The 22,431-nt window shown below is 60.5% G+C and carries 24 protein-coding genes and 1 pseudogene; 21 read left to right on the top strand and 4 right to left on the bottom strand.

The window, feature by feature from the left end; genetic code table 11:
- Position 1 precedes the first annotated feature (1 nt).
- Entirely contained in the window at positions 2-1,144 is a 1,143-nt protein-coding gene (locus V5D86_RS04085; RefSeq protein WP_414595428.1) for a geranylgeranyl reductase family protein, read from the top strand.
- The gene (locus V5D86_RS04080) at positions 1,132-2,175 is read left to right on the top strand and encodes a class I SAM-dependent methyltransferase (protein ID WP_414595427.1); all 1,044 of its coding nucleotides are present in this window, start codon (positions 1,132-1,134) and stop codon (positions 2,173-2,175) included. Before V5D86_RS04085 ends, V5D86_RS04080 begins: the two co-directional genes overlap by 13 nt.
- Here the strand turns inward: V5D86_RS04080 and V5D86_RS04075 are convergent.
- A complete protein-coding gene (locus tag V5D86_RS04075) occupies positions 2,141-3,646 on the bottom strand; it encodes a hypothetical protein (protein ID WP_414595426.1) in 1,506 nt (501 codons plus the stop codon). The two genes, V5D86_RS04080 and V5D86_RS04075, sit on opposite strands and share 35 nt — an antisense overlap.
- A 92-nt stretch (positions 3,647-3,738) precedes the next feature.
- Between V5D86_RS04075 and V5D86_RS04070 the strand changes: the two are divergent.
- The 5 genes and pseudogenes from V5D86_RS04070 to V5D86_RS04050 all read left to right on the top strand — a co-directional run.
- A pseudogene (locus V5D86_RS04070) lies at positions 3,739-4,167 on the top strand (ribonuclease III domain-containing protein); the annotation flags it as partial.
- A gap of 157 nt (positions 4,168-4,324) precedes the next feature.
- The gene (locus V5D86_RS04065; RefSeq protein WP_414595425.1) at positions 4,325-5,251 is read left to right on the top strand and encodes a ribose 1,5-bisphosphate isomerase; all 927 of its coding nucleotides are present in this window, start codon (positions 4,325-4,327) and stop codon (positions 5,249-5,251) included.
- A gap of 5 nt (positions 5,252-5,256) precedes the next feature.
- Positions 5,257-6,492: a RuBisCO large subunit C-terminal-like domain-containing protein gene (locus V5D86_RS04060; protein ID WP_414595424.1), complete on the top strand. Its 1,236-nt coding sequence runs from the start codon at positions 5,257-5,259 to the stop codon at positions 6,490-6,492.
- Positions 6,489-8,003: an AMP phosphorylase gene (locus tag V5D86_RS04055; protein WP_414595423.1), complete on the top strand. Its 1,515-nt coding sequence runs from the start codon at positions 6,489-6,491 to the stop codon at positions 8,001-8,003. Before V5D86_RS04060 ends, V5D86_RS04055 begins: the two co-directional genes overlap by 4 nt.
- Entirely contained in the window at positions 8,000-8,836 is an 837-nt protein-coding gene (locus V5D86_RS04050; RefSeq protein ID WP_414595422.1) for a polysaccharide deacetylase family protein, read from the top strand. The genes V5D86_RS04055 and V5D86_RS04050 overlap by 4 nt, the downstream gene beginning before the upstream one ends.
- Here V5D86_RS04050 and V5D86_RS04045 read toward each other — a convergent pair.
- On the bottom strand, positions 8,751-9,548 hold the full coding sequence (locus V5D86_RS04045; protein WP_414595421.1) for a hypothetical protein: 798 nt from the start codon (positions 9,546-9,548) through the stop codon (positions 8,751-8,753). The genes V5D86_RS04050 and V5D86_RS04045 overlap by 86 nt on opposite strands.
- Positions 9,549-9,576: 28 nt before the next feature.
- Positions 9,577-10,839: an MFS transporter gene (locus tag V5D86_RS04040; protein WP_414595420.1), complete on the bottom strand. Its 1,263-nt coding sequence runs from the start codon at positions 10,837-10,839 to the stop codon at positions 9,577-9,579.
- A gap of 189 nt (positions 10,840-11,028) precedes the next feature.
- Here V5D86_RS04040 and folD point away from each other — a divergent pair, with 189 nt between their 5' ends.
- From folD to V5D86_RS04015, 5 genes are read left to right on the top strand one after another with little or no spacing between them, the layout of a single operon-like run.
- Positions 11,029-11,919: a bifunctional methylenetetrahydrofolate dehydrogenase/methenyltetrahydrofolate cyclohydrolase FolD gene (folD, locus tag V5D86_RS04035; RefSeq protein WP_414595419.1), complete on the top strand. Its 891-nt coding sequence runs from the start codon at positions 11,029-11,031 to the stop codon at positions 11,917-11,919.
- Entirely contained in the window at positions 11,916-12,587 is a 672-nt protein-coding gene (locus V5D86_RS04030; RefSeq protein WP_414595418.1) for an RNA 2'-phosphotransferase, read from the top strand. The genes folD and V5D86_RS04030 overlap by 4 nt, the downstream gene beginning before the upstream one ends.
- On the top strand, positions 12,587-13,534 hold the full coding sequence (locus V5D86_RS04025) for a hypothetical protein (protein ID WP_414595417.1): 948 nt from the start codon (positions 12,587-12,589) through the stop codon (positions 13,532-13,534). Before V5D86_RS04030 ends, V5D86_RS04025 begins: the two co-directional genes overlap by 1 nt.
- 5 nt (positions 13,535-13,539) lie before the next feature.
- Complete coding sequence (gene uppS, locus V5D86_RS04020) at positions 13,540-14,319, top strand: polyprenyl diphosphate synthase (RefSeq protein ID WP_414595416.1); 780 nt, start codon at positions 13,540-13,542, stop codon at positions 14,317-14,319.
- Positions 14,320-14,324: 5 nt separating this feature from the next.
- Positions 14,325-16,049, top strand: coding sequence for a TIGR04190 family B12-binding domain/radical SAM domain protein (locus V5D86_RS04015; RefSeq protein WP_414595415.1), 1,725 nt, complete (start codon positions 14,325-14,327; stop codon positions 16,047-16,049).
- Positions 16,050-16,051: 2 nt separating this feature from the next.
- Here the strand turns inward: V5D86_RS04015 and proC are convergent, their stop codons facing one another.
- Complete coding sequence (gene proC / locus V5D86_RS04010; RefSeq protein WP_414595414.1) at positions 16,052-16,858, bottom strand: pyrroline-5-carboxylate reductase; 807 nt, start codon at positions 16,856-16,858, stop codon at positions 16,052-16,054.
- Positions 16,859-17,005: 147 nt separating this feature from the next.
- Between proC and V5D86_RS04005 the strand changes: the two genes are divergently transcribed.
- Genes V5D86_RS04005 through nuoK form a run of 9 tightly spaced genes read left to right on the top strand, consistent with a single transcriptional unit; the run spans position 17,006 to position 22,429 of the window.
- On the top strand, positions 17,006-17,368 hold the full coding sequence (locus V5D86_RS04005) for an NADH-quinone oxidoreductase subunit A (protein ID WP_414595413.1): 363 nt from the start codon (positions 17,006-17,008) through the stop codon (positions 17,366-17,368).
- A complete protein-coding gene (locus tag V5D86_RS04000; protein ID WP_414595412.1) occupies positions 17,359-17,922 on the top strand; it encodes an NADH-quinone oxidoreductase subunit B in 564 nt (187 codons plus the stop codon). Before V5D86_RS04005 ends, V5D86_RS04000 begins: the two co-directional genes overlap by 10 nt.
- Before the next feature lie 2 nt (positions 17,923-17,924).
- A complete protein-coding gene (locus V5D86_RS03995; protein WP_414595411.1) occupies positions 17,925-18,395 on the top strand; it encodes an NADH-quinone oxidoreductase subunit C in 471 nt (156 codons plus the stop codon).
- Complete coding sequence (locus tag V5D86_RS03990; RefSeq protein ID WP_414595410.1) at positions 18,395-19,558, top strand: NADH-quinone oxidoreductase subunit D; 1,164 nt, start codon at positions 18,395-18,397, stop codon at positions 19,556-19,558. Before V5D86_RS03995 ends, V5D86_RS03990 begins: the two co-directional genes overlap by 1 nt.
- A 5-nt stretch (positions 19,559-19,563) precedes the next feature.
- The gene (locus V5D86_RS03985) at positions 19,564-20,739 is read left to right on the top strand and encodes a complex I subunit 1/NuoH family protein (protein ID WP_414595409.1); all 1,176 of its coding nucleotides are present in this window, start codon (positions 19,564-19,566) and stop codon (positions 20,737-20,739) included.
- The gene (locus V5D86_RS03980; RefSeq protein WP_414595408.1) at positions 20,739-21,482 is read left to right on the top strand and encodes a 4Fe-4S binding protein; all 744 of its coding nucleotides are present in this window, start codon (positions 20,739-20,741) and stop codon (positions 21,480-21,482) included. Before V5D86_RS03985 ends, V5D86_RS03980 begins: the two co-directional genes overlap by 1 nt.
- Positions 21,482-21,817 (top strand): NADH-quinone oxidoreductase subunit J, encoded by a 336-nt coding sequence (locus tag V5D86_RS03975; RefSeq protein ID WP_414595407.1) that lies wholly within the window; start codon positions 21,482-21,484, stop codon positions 21,815-21,817. Before V5D86_RS03980 ends, V5D86_RS03975 begins: the two co-directional genes overlap by 1 nt.
- Positions 21,814-22,134: a hypothetical protein gene (locus V5D86_RS03970; RefSeq protein ID WP_414595406.1), complete on the top strand. Its 321-nt coding sequence runs from the start codon at positions 21,814-21,816 to the stop codon at positions 22,132-22,134. The genes V5D86_RS03975 and V5D86_RS03970 overlap by 4 nt, the downstream gene beginning before the upstream one ends.
- Positions 22,121-22,429, top strand: a complete 309-nt coding sequence (nuoK, locus tag V5D86_RS03965; RefSeq protein ID WP_414595405.1) for an NADH-quinone oxidoreductase subunit NuoK — start codon at positions 22,121-22,123, stop codon at positions 22,427-22,429. The genes V5D86_RS03970 and nuoK overlap by 14 nt, the downstream gene beginning before the upstream one ends.
- The last annotated feature ends 2 nt before the right edge of the window (positions 22,430-22,431 follow it).

Genomic DNA, 22,431 nt, shown 5'->3' with positions numbered 1-22,431 from the left:
CATGCGTGACATCGCGATAGCGGGGGGCGGCCCCGCGGGAAGCGCATGCGCCGCCCTCCTCGCCCGTGATCATGACGTGACGGTGTTCGAAGAGCACGCCTGCATCGGGAGACCGATGCAGTGCGCCGGTCTCATCTCGGATGAGGCCATCAAACTGTCCGGGGTATCCCCGGACGTGTTATCCGTATTCTACGGTGCCGAGGTGGTGTTCCCCGACGGCACCTCCCTCACGATCCGCTCCAAACGGGAGAAGGCCCGTTCAGTGGACCGTTCGGACTTCGATTCCAAGCTGGCCGACCGCGCCCTGGCGGCCGGTGCGGAGTATCGGATGTGCGAGCATGTGGACTCCTTCTCGGTCGGGGATGGCGTCACGGTCAGGACATCTAAGGGGGATCACGGCTTCCGCCTGCTGGTCGGAGCGGACGGCCATACCTCGGCGGTGTCCGGGTGCATAGGGAACAACGGTGCGCCGCAGTTCCTCCGCGGAATCCAGGCGGACGTCGGCGTCAGGATGGAGCATCAGGACCTGTTCAGGATGCATCTCGGTTCCAGGTACGCCCCCGGGTTCTTCACCTGGGAGATCCCGTGCGGCGATTTCACGCGCGTTGGACTGTGCACCGAATGGTCCGCCGGACCTCCGCACCAATACCTGAAGCGCCTGATATCCGATCTCGGGTATGAGGGCAAGGTCGCCGGGATGCACTGCGGGAAGATCCCGATCGGAAGGGTCCGCACGCTGGTCGGCGACAGGGTGATGCTCATAGGCGATGCGGCCTCGCAGGTGAAGCCGGTCTCCGGAGGGGGCATATACCCGTCCATGGTCGCGGCGCCCATGCTCGCTGGCGTGGCCAGAGCGGCGCTGGGGGAGGACGACCTCTCGTCGAAGCGTCTGTCCGAGTACGAGGCGCGCTTCTACAGCGCGATGGGACGGGAGCTGTTGAGAGGCTACCGCCTCAGGAAGGTGTACCAGGGCATGGACGATGCGGACCTGGATCGTGCGGGGAGATATGCCAGGGATGAGAGGGTCATGTCGATAGTCAACGAGCTGGAGATAGACCGCCCCACAGAGGTGATCTCCAGGCTCATGAGGCATCCGGTGGTGGCCGCGAAGGGCCTTTGGACGTTGCTGAGGTGTTTGATCTGAGGAGGGTTCCGATAGCCAAGGTTCCCGCCGATGAGGCGGGTCCGGTCATATGTCGCCTGATGGACCTCGGGCGCGTGGACGTCCATGCGAAGATATCCAGGGATCGGGAGTTCCGCTACGTCCCGATCCTTCCAGATTTCGTCGACGAGGTCCGCTCGATGGGATACGAGGTCGGAGAGGGGGACGCCCACACCCTGGACCGCAGGAGCCCCCAGGAGAGGATAGCCCACGCACTGTCGCACATCCCTGAGCTGGAGGGGTCGCTGCCGGACCGCTGGGAGTTCGTCGGGGACATCGTGATACTGAAGCTCGATGCATCCTGCGAGCGGTACCTGGATGAGATCGGCGAGGCGTACGCCAAGGTCCTGGGTGCAAGGACGGTGTGCGCGGACGTCCACGGGGTGTCCGGCGAGTTCAGAAGACCCAGCATGAGGGTTATCCACGGTTCCGAGACGGAATCGGTGAGGTTGGAGAACGGGATCCGCTACAGGTTCGACGTGACCAAGGTGATGTTCGCGTCCGGCAACACCGACGAGCGGATGAGGATGCGCCGTCTGGACTGTGCCGGGGAGACGGTGGTCGACATGTTCGCCGGGATCGGCTACTTCACGCTTCCACTGGCGAAGTTCTCCGGTGCCCGCAGGGTGTTCGCCTGCGAGAAGAACCCGGAGTCCTATCACTATCTGGTGAGGAACGTACGGGACAACGGTGTCGGGGACGTGGTCCTGCCGATGCTCGGCGACAACCGTTCGATCCCCGGGAGCAACTTCGCGGACCGGATCCTGATGGGATACGTCCAGACTACGTCGGAGTTCATCCCCGTCGCGCTCAGGATGATACGCGAAGGGGGCACGATCCACTATCACGACACATTCTACGTCGGGGAGCAGGAGAGGAAGGTCGACGAGTTCTTCGGACCTCTCTGCGAGTATGAGGTTTTGGGGATACGCGAGGTGAAGTCGTTCGCACCCTCGGTATCCCATTACGTGGCCGACATCAGGATAGTTTCTCGCTCGCCCCGCAGGCGGTGAGAAGCGTTCCCATGGAGTCCGCATATCTCTTGCCGTCGGCGGCTATCACGCTCTTGGCGAACGGCACGAGGTAATCCGCGATCTCCTTCTCCTCCTTGGACAGCTTGATATGAACATCCCCTCCGGCGGCCATCAGGAATGCGGCGGCGATGGAGCGGGACCTGTTGTCCTTCAGGGACGACCTCTCGACCGCCTCGGACACCATCGGTGCCCCCCCGACCTTGGCCGCCTTCGCGAACGAGTCCGCGAGCTGCGTGATCGGACCGGGTTTCCTGAACACCGGGAGGGATGCGACGACGTCCGCGGATATGTAGATGTTATGGGCGTTCGCGAGGACCTGCAGGGGCTGCCCCTTGGAGACATCACCGAGGATGTCCGCGGTCTTGGCGTCCGTGTGCATCGTGACTATGGTCTTCCAATCGGAGTCCCATAACGCTGCGAGGGCTTCGGTGATCTTGCCGGATTTAAGGACCACGGCCCTGTTGTTCTCCGACAGGAACCTTCTCAGGGTCTCCTTCTCCCTCTCGTTCCCGTCGATGTCCGCGAGGAAGGCATCGAGGGAACCTCCGTAGTTCTTGGTCCCGATGATGTATGCCGACGAGTCACCCTCCTTCAGGCTTCCGAGCTTGGACCTCTTGACGGCGGATATTATGTTGGCGTCCGTGACCTTCCCGACCATGTACTCCTTGAGCCTGTCCCCTGTGATCGTTTCGGCATCGCTCTCGCCCGCGGAGTGGTACTTGTGCCTCACGCGGACCTCTATGTCGTCGGCGGGATCGACCGCGCCCAGCCTTGAGACGATGTACATGAGGGTGGAAACGTCCTTGGCACAGTTCTCGCATATCGAGATCGTCTCGTCCAGGGACTTGACATGGATCTCCAGGACGGCGGACGTGTCGTGACCGCATCTCAGTCCGTCATCGGCGAACTCGTAGGGGGTCTCCCAGAACGTGTCGTAGAGGTAGTCCTCGGGCATGTTCGGGATGTCGGAGCATACCAGGTCCTCCCCGAACGAGTACAGGTGGAGCTTGTTCTTCTTGACAGGGTCGGTGTACAGCAGGAGCCTCTTCTTGGGGTCGTCGTAGTACTGGCAGCCGATGATCTTCGTAGCATTGACGGTCCCGCGGACAGCATAGGACACCGTCTCCCCGCCCAGCTTCCCCGATGCGAGGAGCGGGACGGTCCCTGACGCCGCCAGGGATATGGTCCCCGCGTACGCCTTGACGATGTCGTCGCCACCGAACTTGGACGCCTCCTTGACCAGCGCATCGGGGTTGTCCCTGATCTTCTGGAGGGCGTCGATCTGTTTGAACGGCTTGTCGAACGCGCATTTCCTGCAGTTCCCGGCGCATTGGGGCCTCAGGATGCCCGGATTCGCGGCAAGGGCCCTAGATTTCTCGAGCAGGTCGTCCTCGAGCCTCTTGGATGTGTGCTTGACGCCTCTCATCCTTATGCGCTTCTTCTGTGCCATGCCTTGGCGATTGCCATCGCCTTAGTAATACATTTGCAGGGGCTTTTCAGGATGTGTGCGGGACAGGCCGTTGTAACAGCATTATACGTGTGATGCATCCCGCCCATCATATGGAGTCCCAGTTCGAGATGTCCGTCCGCGTGTTCCTCGCACGTCCTCCGTTCGGCCTGAGGTCGGTCTCCCCGGAGGACCTGAAGGTCTTCTGCGCCGCTCTGACCCATGACAGCGCGGGCGACGGGCAGCCTGTGGACTCATACGAGCGTCTCGAGTTTTTGGGGGACGCCGTCCTGGAGCTCCTGGCATGTGAGGAGGCCTTCCGCGATGAGACCCTGACGGAAGGGGGCATGACCGCGGTCAAGCAGGACTGGGTCGCCAACCACAGGATCTCCGAGAGGGTCCTGGCGTACGGGATCGCGATAGACGACACCCTGAGGGTGGGAGGCGGCCACATGGACCAGTCCGGCAGGCATGTCATCAGCGAGGGCATGAGGGCGGACTGCTTCGAGGCGCTCCTCGCGGCCGTGTACCTCACCCGCGGGATGGAGGAGGCACGCAGGATCGCGTCGGAGGTCATCCTCTCCGACCGTCACGTGGACCCGGCGGCCGACGGGCGATTCTTCGCACGACGGCAGCGGTTCGGAGCGCTCACTTATAGGGTAGCTCGGAGATACGGGATGCGTGACACCCGTCGAAGACACCGCACAGAAGATCCGCAGCATGGAGATACGCGGAGCAGGAAGGATTGCAAGGGCCGGAGCCTCCGCCATGGGGGATTTCGCAGATTCGTACACAGGGGCATCCCTCGAGGACTTCGTCAGGGACCTGTCCGAGGCGGCCGACGTGCTTCTGGCATCCCGCCCCACCGCGGTGTCGCTGTGGAACGGGGTGCATGCGACCATGCGCGGGGTGGACGGCGCCTCATCGTTCGAGGAGGCCAGGGCCCTCGTCTCGGGCAATGCGAAGGATTTCTGCACCAGGTCAGAGATGGCGGTGGAAGAGATCGCCAGGATCGGGGCACGCAGGATCCAGGACGGGGATGTCATAATGACCCACTGCAACAGCAGTGCGGCGCTCGGGGTGATAAAAGAGGCCCATAGGCAGGGGAAGGACATCAAGGTGTACGCCACCGAGTCCCGTCCCTGGAGGCAGGGCATCCTCACCGTCAACGACCTCGCCGACGCGGGCGTCGACATAACCCTGATCATAGACAGCGCGGTGCGTTCGGTCATGAAGAGGACGGACAAGGTGTTCGTCGGTGCCGACACGATAACATCGCAGGGTGCGCTGGTCAACAAGGTGGGGACGTCCCATCTGGCACTCGCCGCCCATGAGGCCCGCGTGAACTTCTACGTCTGTGCGGAGACCTACAAGTTCTCGCCGATGACGCTCTTCGGCGACACGGTGACGATAGAGGAGCGCGAGATCTCGGAGGTCGTCAGGCCGGGGGAGGTCCGCGACAACGTCAAGATCTTCAATCCCGTCTTCGACAGTACGCCTGCGGCGTACATCGATGCGATAGTGACCGAGCTGGGCATGATGGGCCCCGGGGCGGTCTACGGTGTGATGGTAAAACAGCTGGGAGACGGCATCTTCAACAGGGAGTGAATCAAATGGAGAACTATTCTTATCTGCATCTCGGGGAGCCTGAGGACCCCGACAGGAACGTCGTGTGCAAATACCGGGTCACCACGGACCTCCCGATGGAGAAGGCCGCCGAGGCGATCGCGGCGGAGCAGTCCACCGGGACATGGACGGGCATCTCGACGCTTGACCACTCCATATTCGACGACCTCGGAGCAAGGATAACGTCCATCGAGGGGGACATGGTGACATGCGAGTTCCCCGCGGCCGACTTCAGCATCGAGACGGGCTCCGTCCCCCAGATACTCAGTGTGATCGCGGGCAACCTCTTCGGACTGGGCGCGCTCAAGGCGGTCAGGCTGGAGGACGTGACGTTCCCCAAGAGCATCCTCGAGCAGTTCAAGGGTCCCAAGTTCGGGGCCGACGGGATCCGCAAGGCGCTCCACAGGCCGGAGGAGCCTCTGGTCGGGACCATCGTGAAGCCCAAGATCGGGCTGTCCCCGGAGAAGACCGCGGAGTACGTCTACGAGGCCGGGGCCGGAGGGCTTACCAACTCGAAGGACGACGAGACCCTGGTGGACCAGAGGTTCTGTCCCATCGAGGACAGGACCATCCGCGTCTCAGAGGCGCTGGACCGTCTCGAGGAGGAGGGCCATTACATGATGCACGCCATCAACGTCAGCACCAGGGCGGACAGGATCGTCGAACTGGCGGAGAAGGTGCAGGGATGGGGTGCCAGGGAGATCATGATTGACGTGATCACGTGCGGGTTCGGATGCCTCCAGGCGCTGGCGGAGGACCCTTCGATCAAGGTCCCCATACACGTCCACAGGACCATGCACGGCGCATTCACGAAGGACCCGTTCCACGGGATCAACATGCTCCCGCTGACCAAGCTCGTCCGCATGGTCGGAGGGGACGCGCTGCACATCGGGACCCTGGGCGTGGGCAAGATGGCCGCTGACGCCCATGACGACAAGAACCTCGCGGCCTGCCTCGGGGACGAGCTCCCCTACAAGAGGGTCATGCCGGTCTGTTCCGGAGGGGTCTATCCCGGGATCGTCGGCGACATCATCGCCCGCTCGGGAATGGACGTGCAGATCCAGGCGGGAGGGGGCGTCGCCGGACATCCAGGCGGGATACGCGCTGGTGGAATGGCCATGAGCCAGGCGGTCGAGGCCGCATACAAGGGCATCCCTGCGGAGGAGTACGCCAAGACGCATGCGGAACTCGCGGCCGCTCTCGAGAGGTGGGGATCCAGATGAAGCTGACTGTCAAGTACTACGACCTCGACGCCTCGGAGTTCGTCGTCCTCATGCACGAGGACGACTGCGCCGCCATCGGCGTGAAGGAGAACGACCGCGTCTCCATCTCGGGGATGAAGAGCACCGTGGCCCTGGTCACGCAGTCGGACACCCTCGTGGACAAGGGAATAATCCTGATGCCCGCGCCCGTGCTGGAGCGTGCCGGTGCCAGGGAGGGCGAGGAGGTCGATGTGATCTACTCCAACAAGCCCGACTCCGTCCGCTCCATAAGGAGGAAGATGGACGGCGAGAGGCTGGCCCGCGAGGAGATCGAGTCCGTGGTCGTCGATATATTGGACAACAAGCTGTCCAAGATCGAGATATCCGCATGGCTGACCGCTCTGTACATAAACGGGATGGACATCGACGAGATCGCCGATTTCACGAAGGCGATGGCCCACACAGGGGACATAATCAAGTTCGACAGGCAGCCCGTGTTCGATTTCCACAGCTTCGGGGGCGTACCGGGCAACAAGATCACGCCGATCGTCGTCTCCATAGTCGCGGCGGCGGGGGTCATGATCCCCAAGATGTCCTCCCGTGCCATCAGCAGCGCGTGCGGGACGTCGGACTTCGTGGAGACGTTCTGCGACGTGGAGATCGACGCGGACTCCGTCAAGCGCATCTCGGAGGAGACGGGAGGGCTGTTCGCATGGGGCGGAGGGATGAACATCGCCCCGGTGGACGACCTGGTGATCAAGATCGAGCACCCCCTGGGGATAAACCCGAGGGCCCAGATGCTCGCGTCCATAATGAGCAAGAAGGTCGCGATCGGTGCGAACTACCTGCTGGTCGACATCCCGACGGGGACCGGGACCAAGGTCCCGACGATAGAGGTCGCCAGGTCGTACGCCCGTGACCTCATGGACCTGGGCGAGAGGCTGGACATGCACATCGAATGTGCGATCACGTATGCGGACCAGCCTGTCGGGTCGGCCGTGGGACCGATCCTGGAGGCGAGGGAGTGCATATCCATCCTGGAAGGCTCCAAGCACCCGTCCAGCGTCATCGAGAAGGCCTGCGACTGCGCGGGGATCATCCTCGACATGGCCGGCATCCCCGGAGGCACCGCCAAGGCCAAGGAGATCCTGGAGTCCGGGGCCGCGTACAGGAAGTTCATGGAGATCGTGGTCGCCCAGGGCGGAAGGCCCGACCTGAAGTCCACGGACCTCGTGCCCGGGAAGTTCAGCGAGGACATCGTCGCATCCAAGTCCGGATACGTCCACACGATCCACAACAAGGACATCGTCGCCATCGCCAAGGCGTCCGGGGCGCCCAACGACAAGGGCGCCGGACTCATGATCAACAAGAAGAAGGGCCAGAGGGTCGAGGCGGGAGAGGTCCTGTTCACCATCTATGCCGACAACGAGGCGAAGCTCAGACGCGCCAGGGAGACGGCCATAAAGTATCCTCCCGTGGACATCGAGGGCATGCTGATCAAGAGGGTCTCCGCCGTGAACGTGCGGAAATGAGAAGGTTCTACTTCACGGTGGACGTGGACCGGGACGTCAACGTCCAGGTCCCCGGCGGGTCCGCGGCCGGCTCCCTCGACAGGGGGGCCGGGACCGCCCCGCGCTTCTCCTCCTCGGACAGGGGGCTCGGCATAGTCCTGGACATACTGGACGAGGCGGGCATCCGCGGGACGCTGTTCTTCGAGGGGAGGACCGCAGAGGTCCTGGACTGCGCCCGTGCAGAAGGCCATCGCATAGGAATCCACGGGTATGACCACGAGGACCTGACCCAACTCGCGGACGGATGTCTCGACGATGTCGTCAGGGCCTCGTTCGAGGCCGTGTCCGACAATGTGGGCGGCCCCACATGTTCCCGCGCCCCGTACATGTCCGCGGACCGCAGGGTCCTCGCGGCGTTCGAGAGGGTCGGGATACGTGCGGATTCCTCGTTCTACACGGATGTGGGCGGTCCCACGGCGGAGTATTCAATCGGGACCATCAGGGAGTACCCCGTCCCAAAGGCGAGGGATCCAGGTGGAAGGACCATCGCGGCATATCTCTGGCCGATGCACGAGGGCAAGCGCGACCCGGCCGATTACATGGACATGGCCGCAGGCATGGACGGCCCCCTGGTCCTCGCGGACCATTCCTGGCACTTCGTGGAGTCCCGGGCCCAGGGCATGATGTCCGAGGACAGGATCAGGGAGAACGCCCGTGACACCCTGGACATCATCCAGGGGATACTGGACCTGGGGTACGAGCCTTGCGTCATCGGACGACGGAGAACGTCCTGTCGAACCTGGACGGAAGTTCGCGGAGGGTCCCGTCCACATACATCTCCAGGTCTCCGATGAGCCTCACCGCGAGTTCCACCGAGTCCGAATAGATGCGCATGAGCTCCCTGTTGCTCTCGAGGCACCTGCGGTCCGGGGAGTTTTTGAGTACGAGCCCTATCATGCTCTCGTAGTTCCCGGTCCTCTTCAGGATGCGGGTTATGGCCATCCTCTTGATCGGCCCGGGCGCGACGAGAAGCCTGTTGTAGGCCCTCATCTCCTCCAGCGATCTCCTGATCTGCTCCGCGGTTATCCCCGGGAAGAAACGGGACATGATCCCGATGTCCCCGTCATCGGCCTCGATATGGCCTGCAAGGTACGTCCTTCTGGGACTCTTCCCATCCCTCTGCAGGAGTTCGCGGTCGAAATCCCCCTCTATGGCGGTGTGTGCGACGCCTTTGCTGTGGATGTACTCCTCTATGTACGGGTGTGCCTCGCTGTCGAGGGCGAAATGGCACGCGAACCCGTACATGTACGCGGTCGCACGCTCCGTGTCCTCCTTCAGCAGCTCCTTGACGGGGCCGAAGAAGTCCCTCCCTGGCCTGCCATGGATATCCAATCCTGCCTGGTTGACGGGATTCCTGTGCAAGGCATCGTAATAGAACAGGATGTCGGGTCCGTGGAGCCCTATCGAGTAGAGACCTCTGAACCTGTCGCAGATCCCCTTCGCTCTGCCTTCGAGCCTTTCGTAGACATCGTTTCCGAATCTTAGATGTGCGTATGTGGATGGCATCTACTCACCTTCAGGACCGTTGCGACCCTCATGACGCGTCTGTCACAGGATCCCTTTCTTCGTTGGACGGGATGGAGGCCGCCTTGATGAACAGTACGAGCCCGACCACGAACAGCACGACGATCGACATTATGCCCAGGGACATGTGCCCGGTCGCCTGACTCACGAATGAGACCATCATGGTCCCCATGAAGGACGCTCCCTTCCCGAATATGTCCATGAGCCCGAAGAATTCCCCAGACCTGTCCGGCGGGATGATCTTCGCGAAGTATGACCTCGACAGGGCCTGTATCCCTCCCTGGAACATCCCGACCAGGCACGCCAGGATGAAGAACTCCGTTATGTTGTCCAGGAACACCGCATAGAGCGTGATCCCGATGTATGCGATGATGCATGCGCATATGAGGTGCGAGGCGTCGAATCTGGACGAGAACCTCCCGAACGCTATCGTGCACGGGAATGCCACGATCTGGGTGATGAGGAGGGCGATCAGCAGCATCGTGGAATCCAGGCCTATGGCCTCTCCGTAGGCGGTTGCCATCTCGATGATGGTGTACACCCCATCGATGAAGAAGAAGAACGCGATGAGGAAGAGGAACGCCTTCCTCTCTGACCTGGCGTTGCCTATGGTCTTGGCCAGTACGCGGAGGGCTCCCTCGGACTCCTCCTTGGAGATGTAGTGCGACTGCTTGTAGACCCTGATCAGAGGTATGCTCGCCATCAGCCACCATGCCGCGATGATGATCATGGAGATCGTGGTCGCTTCCCCCATCGTCAGCCCGAAGGAGTCGCACCACAGTATCAGGACCAGGCACACGACGAAGGGGATGCAGCTGCCGATGTATCCCCAGGCGTATCCCGCCGATGAGATATTGTCCGCCCTCTCCGCCTTGGTCACGTCGACGATCATCGAATCGTAGAAGATGAGGCTCAGGGAATAGGCCAGCCTGGTTACGATCAGCACGGCTAGGAACGACACCCACGCGTTCACGAATCCCAGTGCGGCGCATCCGATGATGCCGACTCCCAGGACACCGACGAACATCTTGATCTTCATGCCCTTCCTGTCGGAGTAGGTCCCCAGGATCGGCCCCAGCACCGCACATGCGACGGTCGCGATGGATGCGGCATATCCCCAATATGCCAGATAGTCCACGGACGAGAGGTCCTCCCCTGCCAGGGAATTGAAGTAGATGGGTATGATGGTGGACAGCATCAGGATGAATGCCGAGTTCCCTATGTCGTACATGATCCAGGATTTTTCGGTCTTCGTCAGGCTGATGCTCCTCATCATCTGTCTCCTATGGCTGCAATGTCACGTCACACGGCCAACGGGTCGTAGTCCATGCGTCGCGCGCATAGGGACTGATACGTGCCAGTATTTATTCAAGATGCTCGGTATGTTTCGCTCCGCGGTATCGTGTGTGGCACGTACGTTTAATATTGCGTGCGCGTTGGTCGTTGCAATAGAGGGGGCATCATGACAGCCAAGCTGATACTGGGCAAGGACGTTTCCGAGGAAATCTACTCTGAGCTTCGTCAGAGGATAGACTCTCTGAAGGCCAGGGGCATCACACCTGGTCTCGCGGTCATTCTCGTGGGGGACGACCCCGCATCGCAGGTCTACGTCCGCAAGAAGGGCGAGATGTGCGAGCAGCTCGGAATGCACTCGGAGATCATCCGTATGTCCGGCGATTCCACGCAGGATCAGCTGATGTCCAAGATCGCAGAGCTGAACGCGGACCCGAGGATCAACGGGTTCCTGGTCCAGCTTCCGTTGCCTCCACAGATGGATGAGACCGCGGTGATCAACGCGATAGCCCCGGAGAAGGACGTGGACTGCTTCCATCCCGCCAATGTGGGGAGGCTCCTGACCGGGGACCCGGACTTCATGCCCGCCACCCCCGCGGGCGTCCAGCAGATGATCGTCCGTTCCGGTGTCGAGACCAGCGGGAAGCACGTCGTCGTCGTGGGAAGGAGCAACATCGTCGGTAAGCCCATGGCCGCGCTGATGATGCAGAAGGGTCCGGGTGCGGACGCCACAGTCACCGTCGTCCACTCCAGGACCAGGGACCTGCCCTCGATCACCAGGCAGGCGGACATACTCGTGGTGGCCATGGGGAGGCCGCGCTTCATCACTGCGGACATGGTCAAGGACGGGGCCGTCGTGATCGATGTCGGCACCAACAGGGTGGACGACCCGACGCATCCCAAGGGCAGCAGGCTCGTCGGGGATGTGGACTTCGACGCGGTCAAGGAGAAGGCATCGGCCATAACCCCCGTCCCGGGAGGCGTGGGGCCGATGACGATATGCATGCTGATGGCGAACGCCGTCCGCGCGGCCGAGAGGTCTGCGGGGGATTCACAATGATAAGGGAATGCGAGGACCACGGATACTTCCGTGCTGACATCTGCCCGATCTGCGGGGAGGAGGGCAAGTTCATAGTGTCCGACAAGGAGATAGAGAGGATCGGACGCACGCTCGCCGCCATCCTCAGGCACGGGAAGTTCGAGCCCGACATGGACGACCAGGGATTCGTTCCGATCCAGGAGGTCGTCTCACTGATCAGGGCGAGGCACACATACATGAACTGGCTGAGGCCGAGGCACATCGAGGCGCTGGCCGAGACGGACCCCAAGGGGCGCTACCAGTTCTCCAACGGGAAGGTCCGCGCCACGTACGGGCACACCATCCCGCTGGACCTGCGTCTCGACAACAGCGACGTCCCTCCCGAGCTGTTCTATCCGGTCTCCCCGGAGGAGGCCGAGGACATACTGTGCGACGGCATATCGCCGACGGACCGCAACATGGTGCACCTGTCCCTGACGTACAGGGACGCGCTCAGGGCCGGGTCCGTCAGGATGGACGACCCTCTGGTGGTCGTCATCGACACCGGCATGTGCGTCGAGATGGGTTCGGACATAGGTAAGGCGGCGAAGACCGTGTTCCTTTGCAGGCACGTCCCCTCGGACGCGATAACCATCGCGGACCCCGAGGACTGGGACACCGGTGCCGATGATGAAGAGGAGGCGGACTGATGGAGGTCCTCAGGCCCGACCAGGTCAGGGAGCGCTACGGCCCCATGTTCTGTCGCGGGTTCTACACGATGGTCGACGAGAAGGCCGGAAGGGCGGTGATCGTCGAGAAATGCGTGTCCAAAGGTCCCGGTGAGTGGGACATAGTCAACAGGCGTCGCACCGGGGGTGTCATCGACACCATCCGTCAGGAGGCGGACTGCATCATAATGGACGTCGGGATCGGGGAGAAGGAGCTCAGCTTCGGTCCTGTGTCCGCGGACGTCGGGGGCCAGGGCCTCAGCGCATTGAAGGTCGAGGGGGACGAGGTCCGCACGACCTGGTACGGCATCGCCGGTGCCACGGTCGGGATCGGGGCATGCATACCGCAGTGTCCCGATGTCATCCGCACCGAGTATCCCGACGATTTCAGGATGGGGGGCGCCCACCGCACCCATGTGGACATAATCACGCCGAAGATGGTCAGGGTCATCATCGGCATAGACGACACAGACACCAAGGAGGCGGGAGCGTCCTGGGTCGTGTCCCTGAAGCTGGGGACCACGTGCCCTATCGGGAAGTTCCTCGACCATAAGATCATCCAGCTCAACCCGAAGGTCCCGAACAAGACCACCAACTGCTGCTCCACTGCGGTCTCGTTCGCGGTCCGCGAGGAGGAGATCCCGGCACTCATCGAATACGCCGTGGACTTCGTCCGGAAGGAGAGCTACTCCGAGGATGCGGTGCTCACCGTGTTCCAGGGACTGGAGATCCCCCAGAAGCTCAGGGACTACGGATGGTCCTGCAAATCCGTGCTCTACACGACCGACGATGCCGTCAAGGTCGCGGAGGAGACCGGTGTGGAGATAATCAGCGTCACCGGGATGAAGGGTGTCATCGGGGCCGTCGCAGCCATAGGGTGCTTCGACCTCGGGGAAAGGTCCGCGGGCATTCCCGAGGATTTCGAGTGAATCCCATGGACATAAAGGGCATGATCACGGACCGTGCGTACTCCACGTACGAGTCCCAGCTGGAGAAGGAGGTGAGGTCCGGCGACATGCCCGGACACATAGCCATCATAATGGATGGCAACCGCCGCTATGCCGAGGAGGTCCTCGGCGAGGCACCCGTCGAGGGCCATCGCCTGGGCCGCAAGAAGCTGGAGGAAGTGCTCCACTGGTGCCTGGACCTCGATATCAAGATCCTCACGGTCTACGCGTTCTCGATGGAGAACTTCAACCGCGACACCGACGAGGTGGACTATCTCATGGACCTCCTCGAGCAGTCCCTCTACGAGTTCGCGGACGACCCCGATGTCCACGAGAGGAAGGTGGCCATAAAGGTGATCGGGGAGAGGTCGGTCCTTCCGGACAGGGTCGTCAAGGCCATGGAGTATGCGTACGAGAGGACCGGGGACTACTCCGACCATGTCCTGAACATGGCGATAGCGTACGGCGGCCGTCAGGACATAGCCTGCGCGGTCCGTGCGATAGCCCAGGATGTGCTGGACGGGAAGGTGGACGTGAACTTCATCGACGAGGACACAGTGTCGAGATACATATCCACCACAGGAATGCCCGACCCGGACCTGGTGCTGAGGACCTCCGGCGAGGTGAGGGTGTCCAATTTCCTCCTGTGGCAGCTGGCCTACTCCGAGCTGTACTTCACTGACGTGTACTGGCCAGGGTTCAGGCACATAGATTTCCTTCGTGCGATACGCACGTACCAGCAGCGCATAAGGCGCTTCGGGAAGTGAGACCAATGAGAACAGACATCGTCTTCCTGCACGCACCCAGTGTATACGATTTCAGAAAGAAGCCGATCTTCTACGGGCCGGTATCCGATGTCATACCCTCGTCCCCGGTGTTCGAGATGTACCCCGTGGGGTTCATGACCATCTCGTCCCATCTGAACGCGGCCGGGTTCCGCACCCGCATCGTGAACGTCGCGGTCAGGATGCTCCAGAGCGACAGGTTCGACGCGGAGGAGCTCATCAGGAAACTGGACTCGGACGTCTATGCCATAGACCTGCATTGGATGCCCCATGCCCATGGTGCGATAGAGCTGGCGAAGATAGTCAAGAAACACCATCCCGACGCGAAGGTGGAGTTCGGGGGGCTGACATCCTCTTACTTCTATGACGAGCTGATACGCCGTCCCGAGATAGACCTGGTCATGCGCGGGGACACGACTGAGGAGCCCACCGTCCGGATGATGGAGGCCCTTCAGAGGGGAGGAGACCTCTCACAGGTCCCGAACCTCGTGTGGAAGGACTCGGAGGGGAAGGTCCACGACAACGGTCTCACATACTCGCTGGAGTCGCTCGATTCGATCAGATTCGATTACGGCAGCATGATCAAGAACGTTCTCAGGAACATGGACATCAAGGGGGCCCTTCCGTGGTACGGATGGGACAAGCTTCCCCTGACCTCCGTGTTCACGGTGCGCGGATGCTCGATCAACTGCGCCGAATGCGGAGGGTCGCATCATGCCAACGGTTCCGTGGTCTGCAGGAAGAGGCCCGCGTTCCGCAGTCCGGAGAAGCTCGCCGAGGACGTGGACATCATCCAATCCTATCTGGACACCCCGATATTCATAGTCGGGGACCTGAGGCAGGCGGGCAACGGCTACGCCCAGAGGTTCCTCAAGGAATGTCGCGAGAGGCGCATAAAGAACCATGTGGTCGTGGAACTGTTCAATGGGGCGGGGCCGGACTACTTCACCGAGATCGACCGCTCCATCGAGGGCGGCTGGTCGATAGAGTTCTCCCCCGACTCGCACGACGAGAGCGTCCGTTCCGCATTGGGGAAGGGATATACGAACGAGGCCATCGAACGTACGATCCCGACGGCCTTCGAATGCGGGTGCAGTCGGTTCGACCTGTTCTACATGAACGGTCTCCCGTTCCAGGACCGCGAGTCCGCGATGAACAGTGCCAGAGCGGCTAAGAAGCTCTGGGCGTCCGTGAAGAGGGACGATGGTCTCTTCATCTATAACGCGCCCTTCGCCCCCTTCGTGGACCCAGGCAGCAGGATATTCGAGAATCCCGAGGAATGGGGCTACACGCTCAGGGCCCGCACCCTCGAGGACCACAGGAGGCTTTTGGACAACCCGTCCTGGAAGCATGTCCTCTCCTACGAGACCAAATGGATGACGCGCGACGACGTTGCCGAGATATCGTACGATGCGGCGATAGAGCTGGCATCCTGCGAGCACGGTGCCGGCAGGATATCCAAGGAGACGTTCGATCAGAGGGTCGAGCGCACGGAGTTCGCCCGCGACCTCATGCACAGGGTGGACGAGATCATGCTCATCGAGGACCCGGAGGAGCGCGAATCGAAGCTCTGGGAGACGAAGGACGAGGGCATGAGGATGATGAATTCTACCATCGCCAACAAGAAGGACCTGGACTGGGACGCCGGATCCATATGGTCCAACGGTCCCAGGGTGGTCTGCGGCCTGGTCAGGTCGTTCATCAGGAAATGAGCTCACTTCGTCATGCTTCTAGATTTGGCGATGGTCGCGTCCACCGCGGCGATCATGGCGGAACGCAGACCCATGTCCTCCGCTGTGCGCACGCCCTCTATGGTGGTCCCCGCAGGGGAACAGACCTCATCCTTGAGCTGGTCCGGGTGCCTTCCGGTCTCGAGCACCATCTTCGCCGAGCCGAGCATGGACTGCGCAGCAAGGCGGATCGCATCCTTGCGGGGGATACCGTTCAGGACTCCCGCGTCGGCCATGGCATCGATGACCATGTACAGGAACGCGGGGGAGCTTCCCGACAGACCGGTTATGGCATCCATCTGATCCTCGGAGACCTCGACGGCCAGTCCGACGGCCTCCAGGATGGATCTGACCTCTGTCATCTCTGCGGGTGTGAGCGAACCGTCTGTCGTGTATCCCATGGCCCCTTCCAGGACGGTGACGCAATGGTTGGGCATAACCCTGACAACTTTGCTGTCTGGCACATATGATTTCATCTTCTCCACGGTGAGTCCAGCGACCACGCTGAGGACGATGGACCCACGTTTCGTGACCGTGCCCTCGTCGACGAACACCGCAGGTACCTGCTTGGGTTTGACCGCAACAACGACCATTGATGTTTCGGCAGTCACCTCCGCGGCAGTCTGACACATCTTGATCCCGTAGGTCTCGGACATGTGTTTTCTGGTGGATTCGCTCGGTGCGCAGGCGATGATCTCGTCCTTCGAGAAGACGTCCTTGGCGATGAGCCCGGCGATCAGAGCCTCCGCCATCTTGCCCGCTCCGATGAATCCGATGCTGTGTTCTTCCATGCGTGGGCATATGGCGGTTTCATTCAAAAAGTGTGACACCTGGCATACCGTTTCGGTTTGTCGCGTGGTATCGTTGTGCCTATTATATATATGGTAAGGGCGGGCCACCCCTTAGCTTATTATACTTCCAAACCGTGCGCGCGTCCAATGTCTCTAGTAGCATTTTACATGCCATTGGCGATTGTCGCAGTCATTGCGCTCGGCTTCGCCCCGCTGGCATGGTGGGCATCGAGGTTCCTGAGGCCCAAGAAACCCACTCAGTGGATGGAAACAACCTATGAGTGCGGTTCAGAACCTATCGGAGAGGCACACGTTCAGTTCAGGTTCCAGTACTACACGTTCGCACTGATCTTTGTGGTATTCGACCTGGTCGCAACGTTCCTCATGATCTGGGCAGTCGCGTTTTCGGGACTGTCTGCTACGGCACAGTTCATGATGATCGGCTTCTTCGCGATTCTGATTCTTGGGGTCTGCTATTCCCTCAAAAAGGAGGAAAGCGTATGGATATGAGCCTTTACCCCCATGCTGTGGCCATGAGTGCCGATGAGTTCATGTCGTGGTCTGATGCAATGATCAATGACCTCCTGAGCTCTGGTACCAAGAAGACCATAGACAACCTGACCGGTCCTATCTGGTCCTGGGCGATGAAGAACTCCATGCACCCGCTGCACTGGGGTCTCGCATGCTGCGCCCTGGAGATGGCGGCCTCGTCCGCTCCCAGATACGATGCCGAGCGTTACGGAATGATCTACCGTTCCTCGCCCAGGCAGACCGACATCCTGCTCGTCAACGGATGGATCTCCAAGAAGATCCGTCCCGACCTCAGGCGTCTGTACGAGCAGATACCCAATCCCAAATGGGTCGTCGCCATGGGAGAGTGCGCCATTTCCGGCGGACCCTGGTACGACTCGTACAACACTGTTCAGGGACTCGACCAGATCGTCCCCGTGGATATCTACATCCCCGGATGCCCTGCCCGTCCCGACGCGATGATCGACGGATTCATGCTCCTCCAGAAGAAGATTGAGAACTACTTCAAGAGAGGCGTGTTCATGGAGGACTGAAGATGGATACCAACGCCGTCTATCAGAAATCCTCCGAGGACGAGATCAAAGCTCTCCTCACCGAGAAATTCTCCGAAGTGGAGATCACCGGTTGCGAGGCCCGCAGGGTCTACGCCAAGATCCCCAGCGAGAAGGTCTTCGAGGTCTGCACGTACATCCACGACAACCTCTCGTTCGAGCACTGCTCGACCGTCATCGGTGTCGACTACGTGGACCACCTCACCGTCGTCTATCATCTGACCAACTACTGGACCGGAGCCATGATCGAGCTCTCCGCCGACCTCCCCAGCGAGGATCCCCATGTGGATTCCGTCACACCCATCTGGGAGGGAGCGAACTGGCACGAGAGGGAGACCTGGGAGCTGTTCGGAATCGTCTTCGACAACCACCCCAAGCTCGAGAGGCTGCTCACCCCGCAGACCTATGAGTTCTTCCCGTTCAGAAAATCGTACAAGCTTAGGGGGCAGGAGTGATGGCAGACTCAATAGCGCCCATCGTCGCGGCGGAGGAGAACCTCCAGAAACAGGCCGAGAAGATGGATACAGACAAGATGTGGATCATCATGGGTCCGCAGCACCCGTTCTCTCACGGACTCTGGACCCTCAAGGTCAAGGTCGACGGAGAGATCTGTGTCGATGCGGAGCCCATCGTGGGATACCTCCACAGGGGATGGGAGAAGGAGACCGAGAACAGGACCTACCCCAAGATCATCCCCATGGCCGACCGTCTCTGCTACGCGGCCTCCATGACGTACACCCACCTCTACTGCATGACGGTGGAGAAGGCCCTTGGGATAGACATTCCCGAGAAGGCGAAGTACATCAGGATCGTGGCTGACGAGGTTTGCCGCATCCAGTCCCACCTCATGTGGCTCGCGGCCGTCGGTACCGACCTCGGTAACCTGACCGTGTTCCTCTGGTGCATGAGGGAGAGGGAGTTCTTCCTCGACCTCAACGTCAAGCTGTGCGGAGCCAGGATGACCACCAACTACCCGAGGATCGGAGGGGTCCGCAACGACACCACCGAGCTCTTCGACAGGGACATCATCCGCACCATCGACAGGTTCGAGAAGGCACTCTGGGAGATCATCGCCCTCATGGATGACAGCTCCATCATCGTCTCCAGGATGAAAGGGGTCAGCTACATCACCAGGGAGCAGGCGGCCAATGTCGGTCTCACCGGTCCCGCAATGAGGGGATGCGGCGTCGACTTCGACATACGCAGGGACGACCCCTACGACGCCTACGACCAGGTCGACTTCGAGGTGCCCGTCCTCACCGAGGGAGACTCCTACGCGAGGTACATGATCCGTACCGAGGAGATGTTCCAGTCCTGCAACATCATCAGGCAGGCGGTGCAGAAGATCCAGGCACTGGGCAAGAACGCCCCGTACAGGCTCAAGGTACCCTCCAGGGTTCCCGCAGGCACCCACTTCACCAGGATGGAGGACCCCCGTGGGGAGTCCCTCATGTATCTGGTGTCCGACGGGTCCGACAAGCCCTACAGGCTCAAGGTGCGCAGTCCGATCTTTACGAACGTATCATCCGCCAAGCTGCAGTGCGTTGGCGCCAGGATCGCAGATGTCCCTGCCGTTCTGGCACAGATCGACATGTGCCTTGGTGAGACAGACAGGTGATCCCGATGGTAGTTGAGTACAATGGACTACTGAACTGGGTCGACTTCTTCGCCGACCCGATGGCCAACTCGTACTATCCGTTCGAGGGGATCTACAACCTGCCGTTCGACATCTCCTACAAGCTGTGGGAGATCATCGGCGGGACCATAGCCTGGCTCATCAACCTGATCTTCCCCGGCAACTGCGTCTCCACATGGCTGATGAGCGAGCCCGTCTGCGTGCTGTTCTCGCTCATCGTGTTCATGCTGATCATCTTCATCGTGGTCTTCGTCTGTACGCTCATATCGTTGTGGATGGAGCGTAAGGTCCTCGGTAGGATGATGGACAGAAGGGGAACCATGATCGGAATGAAGGGATTCCTTCAGTGCGTCGCCGACGGTCTGAAGACCTTCATGAAGGAGAACACCATCCCCAAGAAGGTCGACAACATGACCTACATGTGGACCGTGTCCCTTGTGATCGGTGTCTCCGTTCTCCTCGCCTGCATGATCCCCCTGTCGGGAAGATGGTTCGTCGTCAACTACGACTCCGGACTCCTGATCATCATGGCATTCTTCGCTCTGGCGCCGTTCTTCATCCTTGTGTCCGGATGGTCCCAGAACAACAAGTACGCCATGATCGGAGGAATGCGTGCCGCCGAGCTCATGATCTCATACGAGGTCCCTATGCTCATCATGATCGCCACCACCGCGCTCATGGCCGGCAGCTTCAACATCGGCGACATCGTCAACGCCCAGTTCGAGGGCGTCTGGTACATCATTCCCCAGGCCATCGGATTCATCACGTTCCTGTTCTGCGCAACCGCGGAGTCCGAGCGTGTGCCCTTCGATATCGCGGAGGCAGAGGCCGAGCTGGTCGAGGGATGGCAGACCGAGTACGCTGGAATGAAATGGGGTCTCATCATGCTGGCCGATTACTTCAGGGGATACGTCGCCTGTGCAATGGTCGCCATCATGTACCTCGGCGGATGGGCTCTTCCGTTCATCGGAGACGGCCCTGTGCCTGAGATCGTGTTCCTGCTCAAGGCCTGGTTCGTGTTCTTCCTGATGATTCTCATCAGGGCGGCTCTCGGACGTGTCAGGCCCGACCAGATCGTCAATATCGGATGGAAGGTCTTCATGCCCCTGTCCGTCCTGAACCTGGCAGTTGTGCTTCTGCTTAAGACCGGAGGGTTCTTCTGATGACGATGAAATATCTCGAGAAATACCCCAGGAATCCTGCAAGGGGACTGTGGGTCGGAAAGCCCATGTGGACCGTCTTCAAACTGTTCTGCAAGACCGTCGTCCACAGGCCCATGACCATCCTCTATCCCTATGAGAAGGAATGGATCCCTGACAACTATCGCGGACGTCCCGGACTCATCTTCGACGAGTGCGTAGGTTGCGGCATGTGCGTCCGCATGTGCCCCACCGCGTGCATAAAGCTCGTCGACGTGGAGGATGACAACGGCCAGACCGTGAAGAGGCCGCAGGTCAACATGGGCAGATGCGCCATGTGCGGATACTGCGCCGAATACTGTCCCGTCGACGCCATGACCGTCACGCCCGAGTACGAGCTCGCCGAGTACACCAGATTCGATCTGATCTACGGCCCCCGCAGGCTTGCCTACGACAAGACCACCGAGGGCATGAAGGTCAAGCTGGAGGTCACCCTTCAGTCCGACATCGACAACGGAAACTCCGAGAGGCGCGTCTCGCTGGCCAGTCTGGACAGGCCCGTACTGCTCGATGCCAAGTGCATCGGATGCAAGAAATGTGCGAAGGTCTGCCCTGTCAACGCGGTCGAGATGGTCGAGAAGGGAACCAACGAGAAGACCGGCAAGCCTATCCTTCGTCCGGTCATCGATGAATCCAAGTGCATCTGCTGCAACAACTGCGTGGACGACTGTCCCAAGGATGCGCTTGAAATGAAGGAGGTGCTCTGATGGGATTCATTGGAGACATTTGGAACGCGTTCTGCGGAGGCGTGGGCGACTTCACCAACTACCTCTTGGGCAACCTGGACCTGGTCGCATTCCTGATCCTGGCAGCCATCATGGTCTTGGCGGCGCTCTTCGTCGTCTCGGACAAAGAGGTCGTTCACAGCGCCTTCTATCTGGCCCTGGTATTCCTGTGCGTCGGATTCGTCTACTTCTTCCTCGAAGCGGAGTTTGTAGGCGTCATCCAGATCCTCGTTTACGTCGGAGCCATCACCATCCTGTTCGCGTTCAGCATCATGCTGACTAGAAGGTATATTATGAAAAAGGAGGGAGACGAATGAGCAGCCCCGGTAAGAAGAAGATCGTCGGACTGACGGTCGGTATCGCTCTGCTCGCCGTTCTTGTCGCAGGCATCGTTTCCACGAACTGGGACAACTACATGGGAACCGACACCCCTCAGGAGCAGCCCACGTTCCCCACCGATGACGAAGACAGCATCTGGGACGAGAACGGGGACCTCAAGGAGAACAGCCTGGCCTACACCATCTTCGAGAAGTACGGCCTGATCATGATCCCCTTGGCACTGCTCATGTTCGGTGCAATGGTCGGAGGAGTCGTCATTTCGAGAGAGGAGGCTGAGATCGATGATACCGATTGAATACTTCCTGATCCTGGCGGCCATCCTGTTCGCCATCGGAGCGTACGGGGTCGTTACCAAGAGCAATGCGATCATCGTCCTGATGTGCATCGAGCTCATGCTCAATGCGGCCAACATCAACTTCGTCGCGTTCGGAGCGTTCCACCCCGACATAATGGGGCAGGCATTCGTCATCGTGACGATCACTATCGCCGCGGCCGAGGTCGCGGTCGGTATCGCTATCCTGCTCAACGCATACAAGATGAGGAAGACGACCGAGCTCGATGATGCCGGTCTCACATCCATGAGGTGGTAAGC

The organism is Candidatus Methanoprimaticola sp. MG2 (assembly GCF_047501175.1).
Taxonomy (GTDB): Archaea; Thermoplasmatota; Thermoplasmata; order Methanomassiliicoccales; family Methanomethylophilaceae; genus Methanoprimaticola.
Note: the sequence above shows the minus strand (reverse complement) of the source record. Positions and strands in the feature narration are given on the sequence as shown.

Bases quoted from the DNA above. Each gene is read 5' to 3' on its own strand.
- V5D86_RS04085 (WP_414595428.1), top strand. From the start codon at position 2: ATGCGTGACATCGCGATAGCGGGGGGCGGCCCCGCGGGAAGCGCATGC.
- V5D86_RS04075 (WP_414595426.1), bottom strand. From the start codon at position 3,646: ATGGCACAGAAGAAGCGCATAAGGATGAGAGGCGTCAAGCACACATCC.
- V5D86_RS04060 (WP_414595424.1), top strand. From the start codon at position 5,257: ATGGAGAACTATTCTTATCTGCATCTCGGGGAGCCTGAGGACCCCGAC.
- V5D86_RS04055 (WP_414595423.1), top strand. From the start codon at position 6,489: ATGAAGCTGACTGTCAAGTACTACGACCTCGACGCCTCGGAGTTCGTC.
- V5D86_RS04050 (WP_414595422.1), top strand. From the start codon at position 8,000: ATGAGAAGGTTCTACTTCACGGTGGACGTGGACCGGGACGTCAACGTC.
- V5D86_RS04045 (WP_414595421.1), bottom strand. From the start codon at position 9,548: ATGCCATCCACATACGCACATCTAAGATTCGGAAACGATGTCTACGAA.
- V5D86_RS04040 (WP_414595420.1), bottom strand. From the start codon at position 10,839: ATGAGGAGCATCAGCCTGACGAAGACCGAAAAATCCTGGATCATGTAC.
- folD (WP_414595419.1), top strand. From the start codon at position 11,029: ATGACAGCCAAGCTGATACTGGGCAAGGACGTTTCCGAGGAAATCTAC.
- V5D86_RS04030 (WP_414595418.1), top strand. From the start codon at position 11,916: ATGATAAGGGAATGCGAGGACCACGGATACTTCCGTGCTGACATCTGC.
- V5D86_RS04025 (WP_414595417.1), top strand. From the start codon at position 12,587: ATGGAGGTCCTCAGGCCCGACCAGGTCAGGGAGCGCTACGGCCCCATG.
- uppS (WP_414595416.1), top strand. From the start codon at position 13,540: ATGGACATAAAGGGCATGATCACGGACCGTGCGTACTCCACGTACGAG.
- V5D86_RS04015 (WP_414595415.1), top strand. From the start codon at position 14,325: ATGAGAACAGACATCGTCTTCCTGCACGCACCCAGTGTATACGATTTC.
- proC (WP_414595414.1), bottom strand. From the start codon at position 16,858: ATGGAAGAACACAGCATCGGATTCATCGGAGCGGGCAAGATGGCGGAG.
- V5D86_RS04005 (WP_414595413.1), top strand. From the start codon at position 17,006: ATGTCTCTAGTAGCATTTTACATGCCATTGGCGATTGTCGCAGTCATT.
- V5D86_RS04000 (WP_414595412.1), top strand. From the start codon at position 17,359: ATGGATATGAGCCTTTACCCCCATGCTGTGGCCATGAGTGCCGATGAG.
- V5D86_RS03995 (WP_414595411.1), top strand. From the start codon at position 17,925: ATGGATACCAACGCCGTCTATCAGAAATCCTCCGAGGACGAGATCAAA.
- V5D86_RS03990 (WP_414595410.1), top strand. From the start codon at position 18,395: ATGGCAGACTCAATAGCGCCCATCGTCGCGGCGGAGGAGAACCTCCAG.
- V5D86_RS03985 (WP_414595409.1), top strand. From the start codon at position 19,564: ATGGTAGTTGAGTACAATGGACTACTGAACTGGGTCGACTTCTTCGCC.
- V5D86_RS03980 (WP_414595408.1), top strand. From the start codon at position 20,739: ATGACGATGAAATATCTCGAGAAATACCCCAGGAATCCTGCAAGGGGA.
- V5D86_RS03975 (WP_414595407.1), top strand. From the start codon at position 21,482: ATGGGATTCATTGGAGACATTTGGAACGCGTTCTGCGGAGGCGTGGGC.
- V5D86_RS03970 (WP_414595406.1), top strand. From the start codon at position 21,814: ATGAGCAGCCCCGGTAAGAAGAAGATCGTCGGACTGACGGTCGGTATC.
- nuoK (WP_414595405.1), top strand. From the start codon at position 22,121: ATGATACCGATTGAATACTTCCTGATCCTGGCGGCCATCCTGTTCGCC.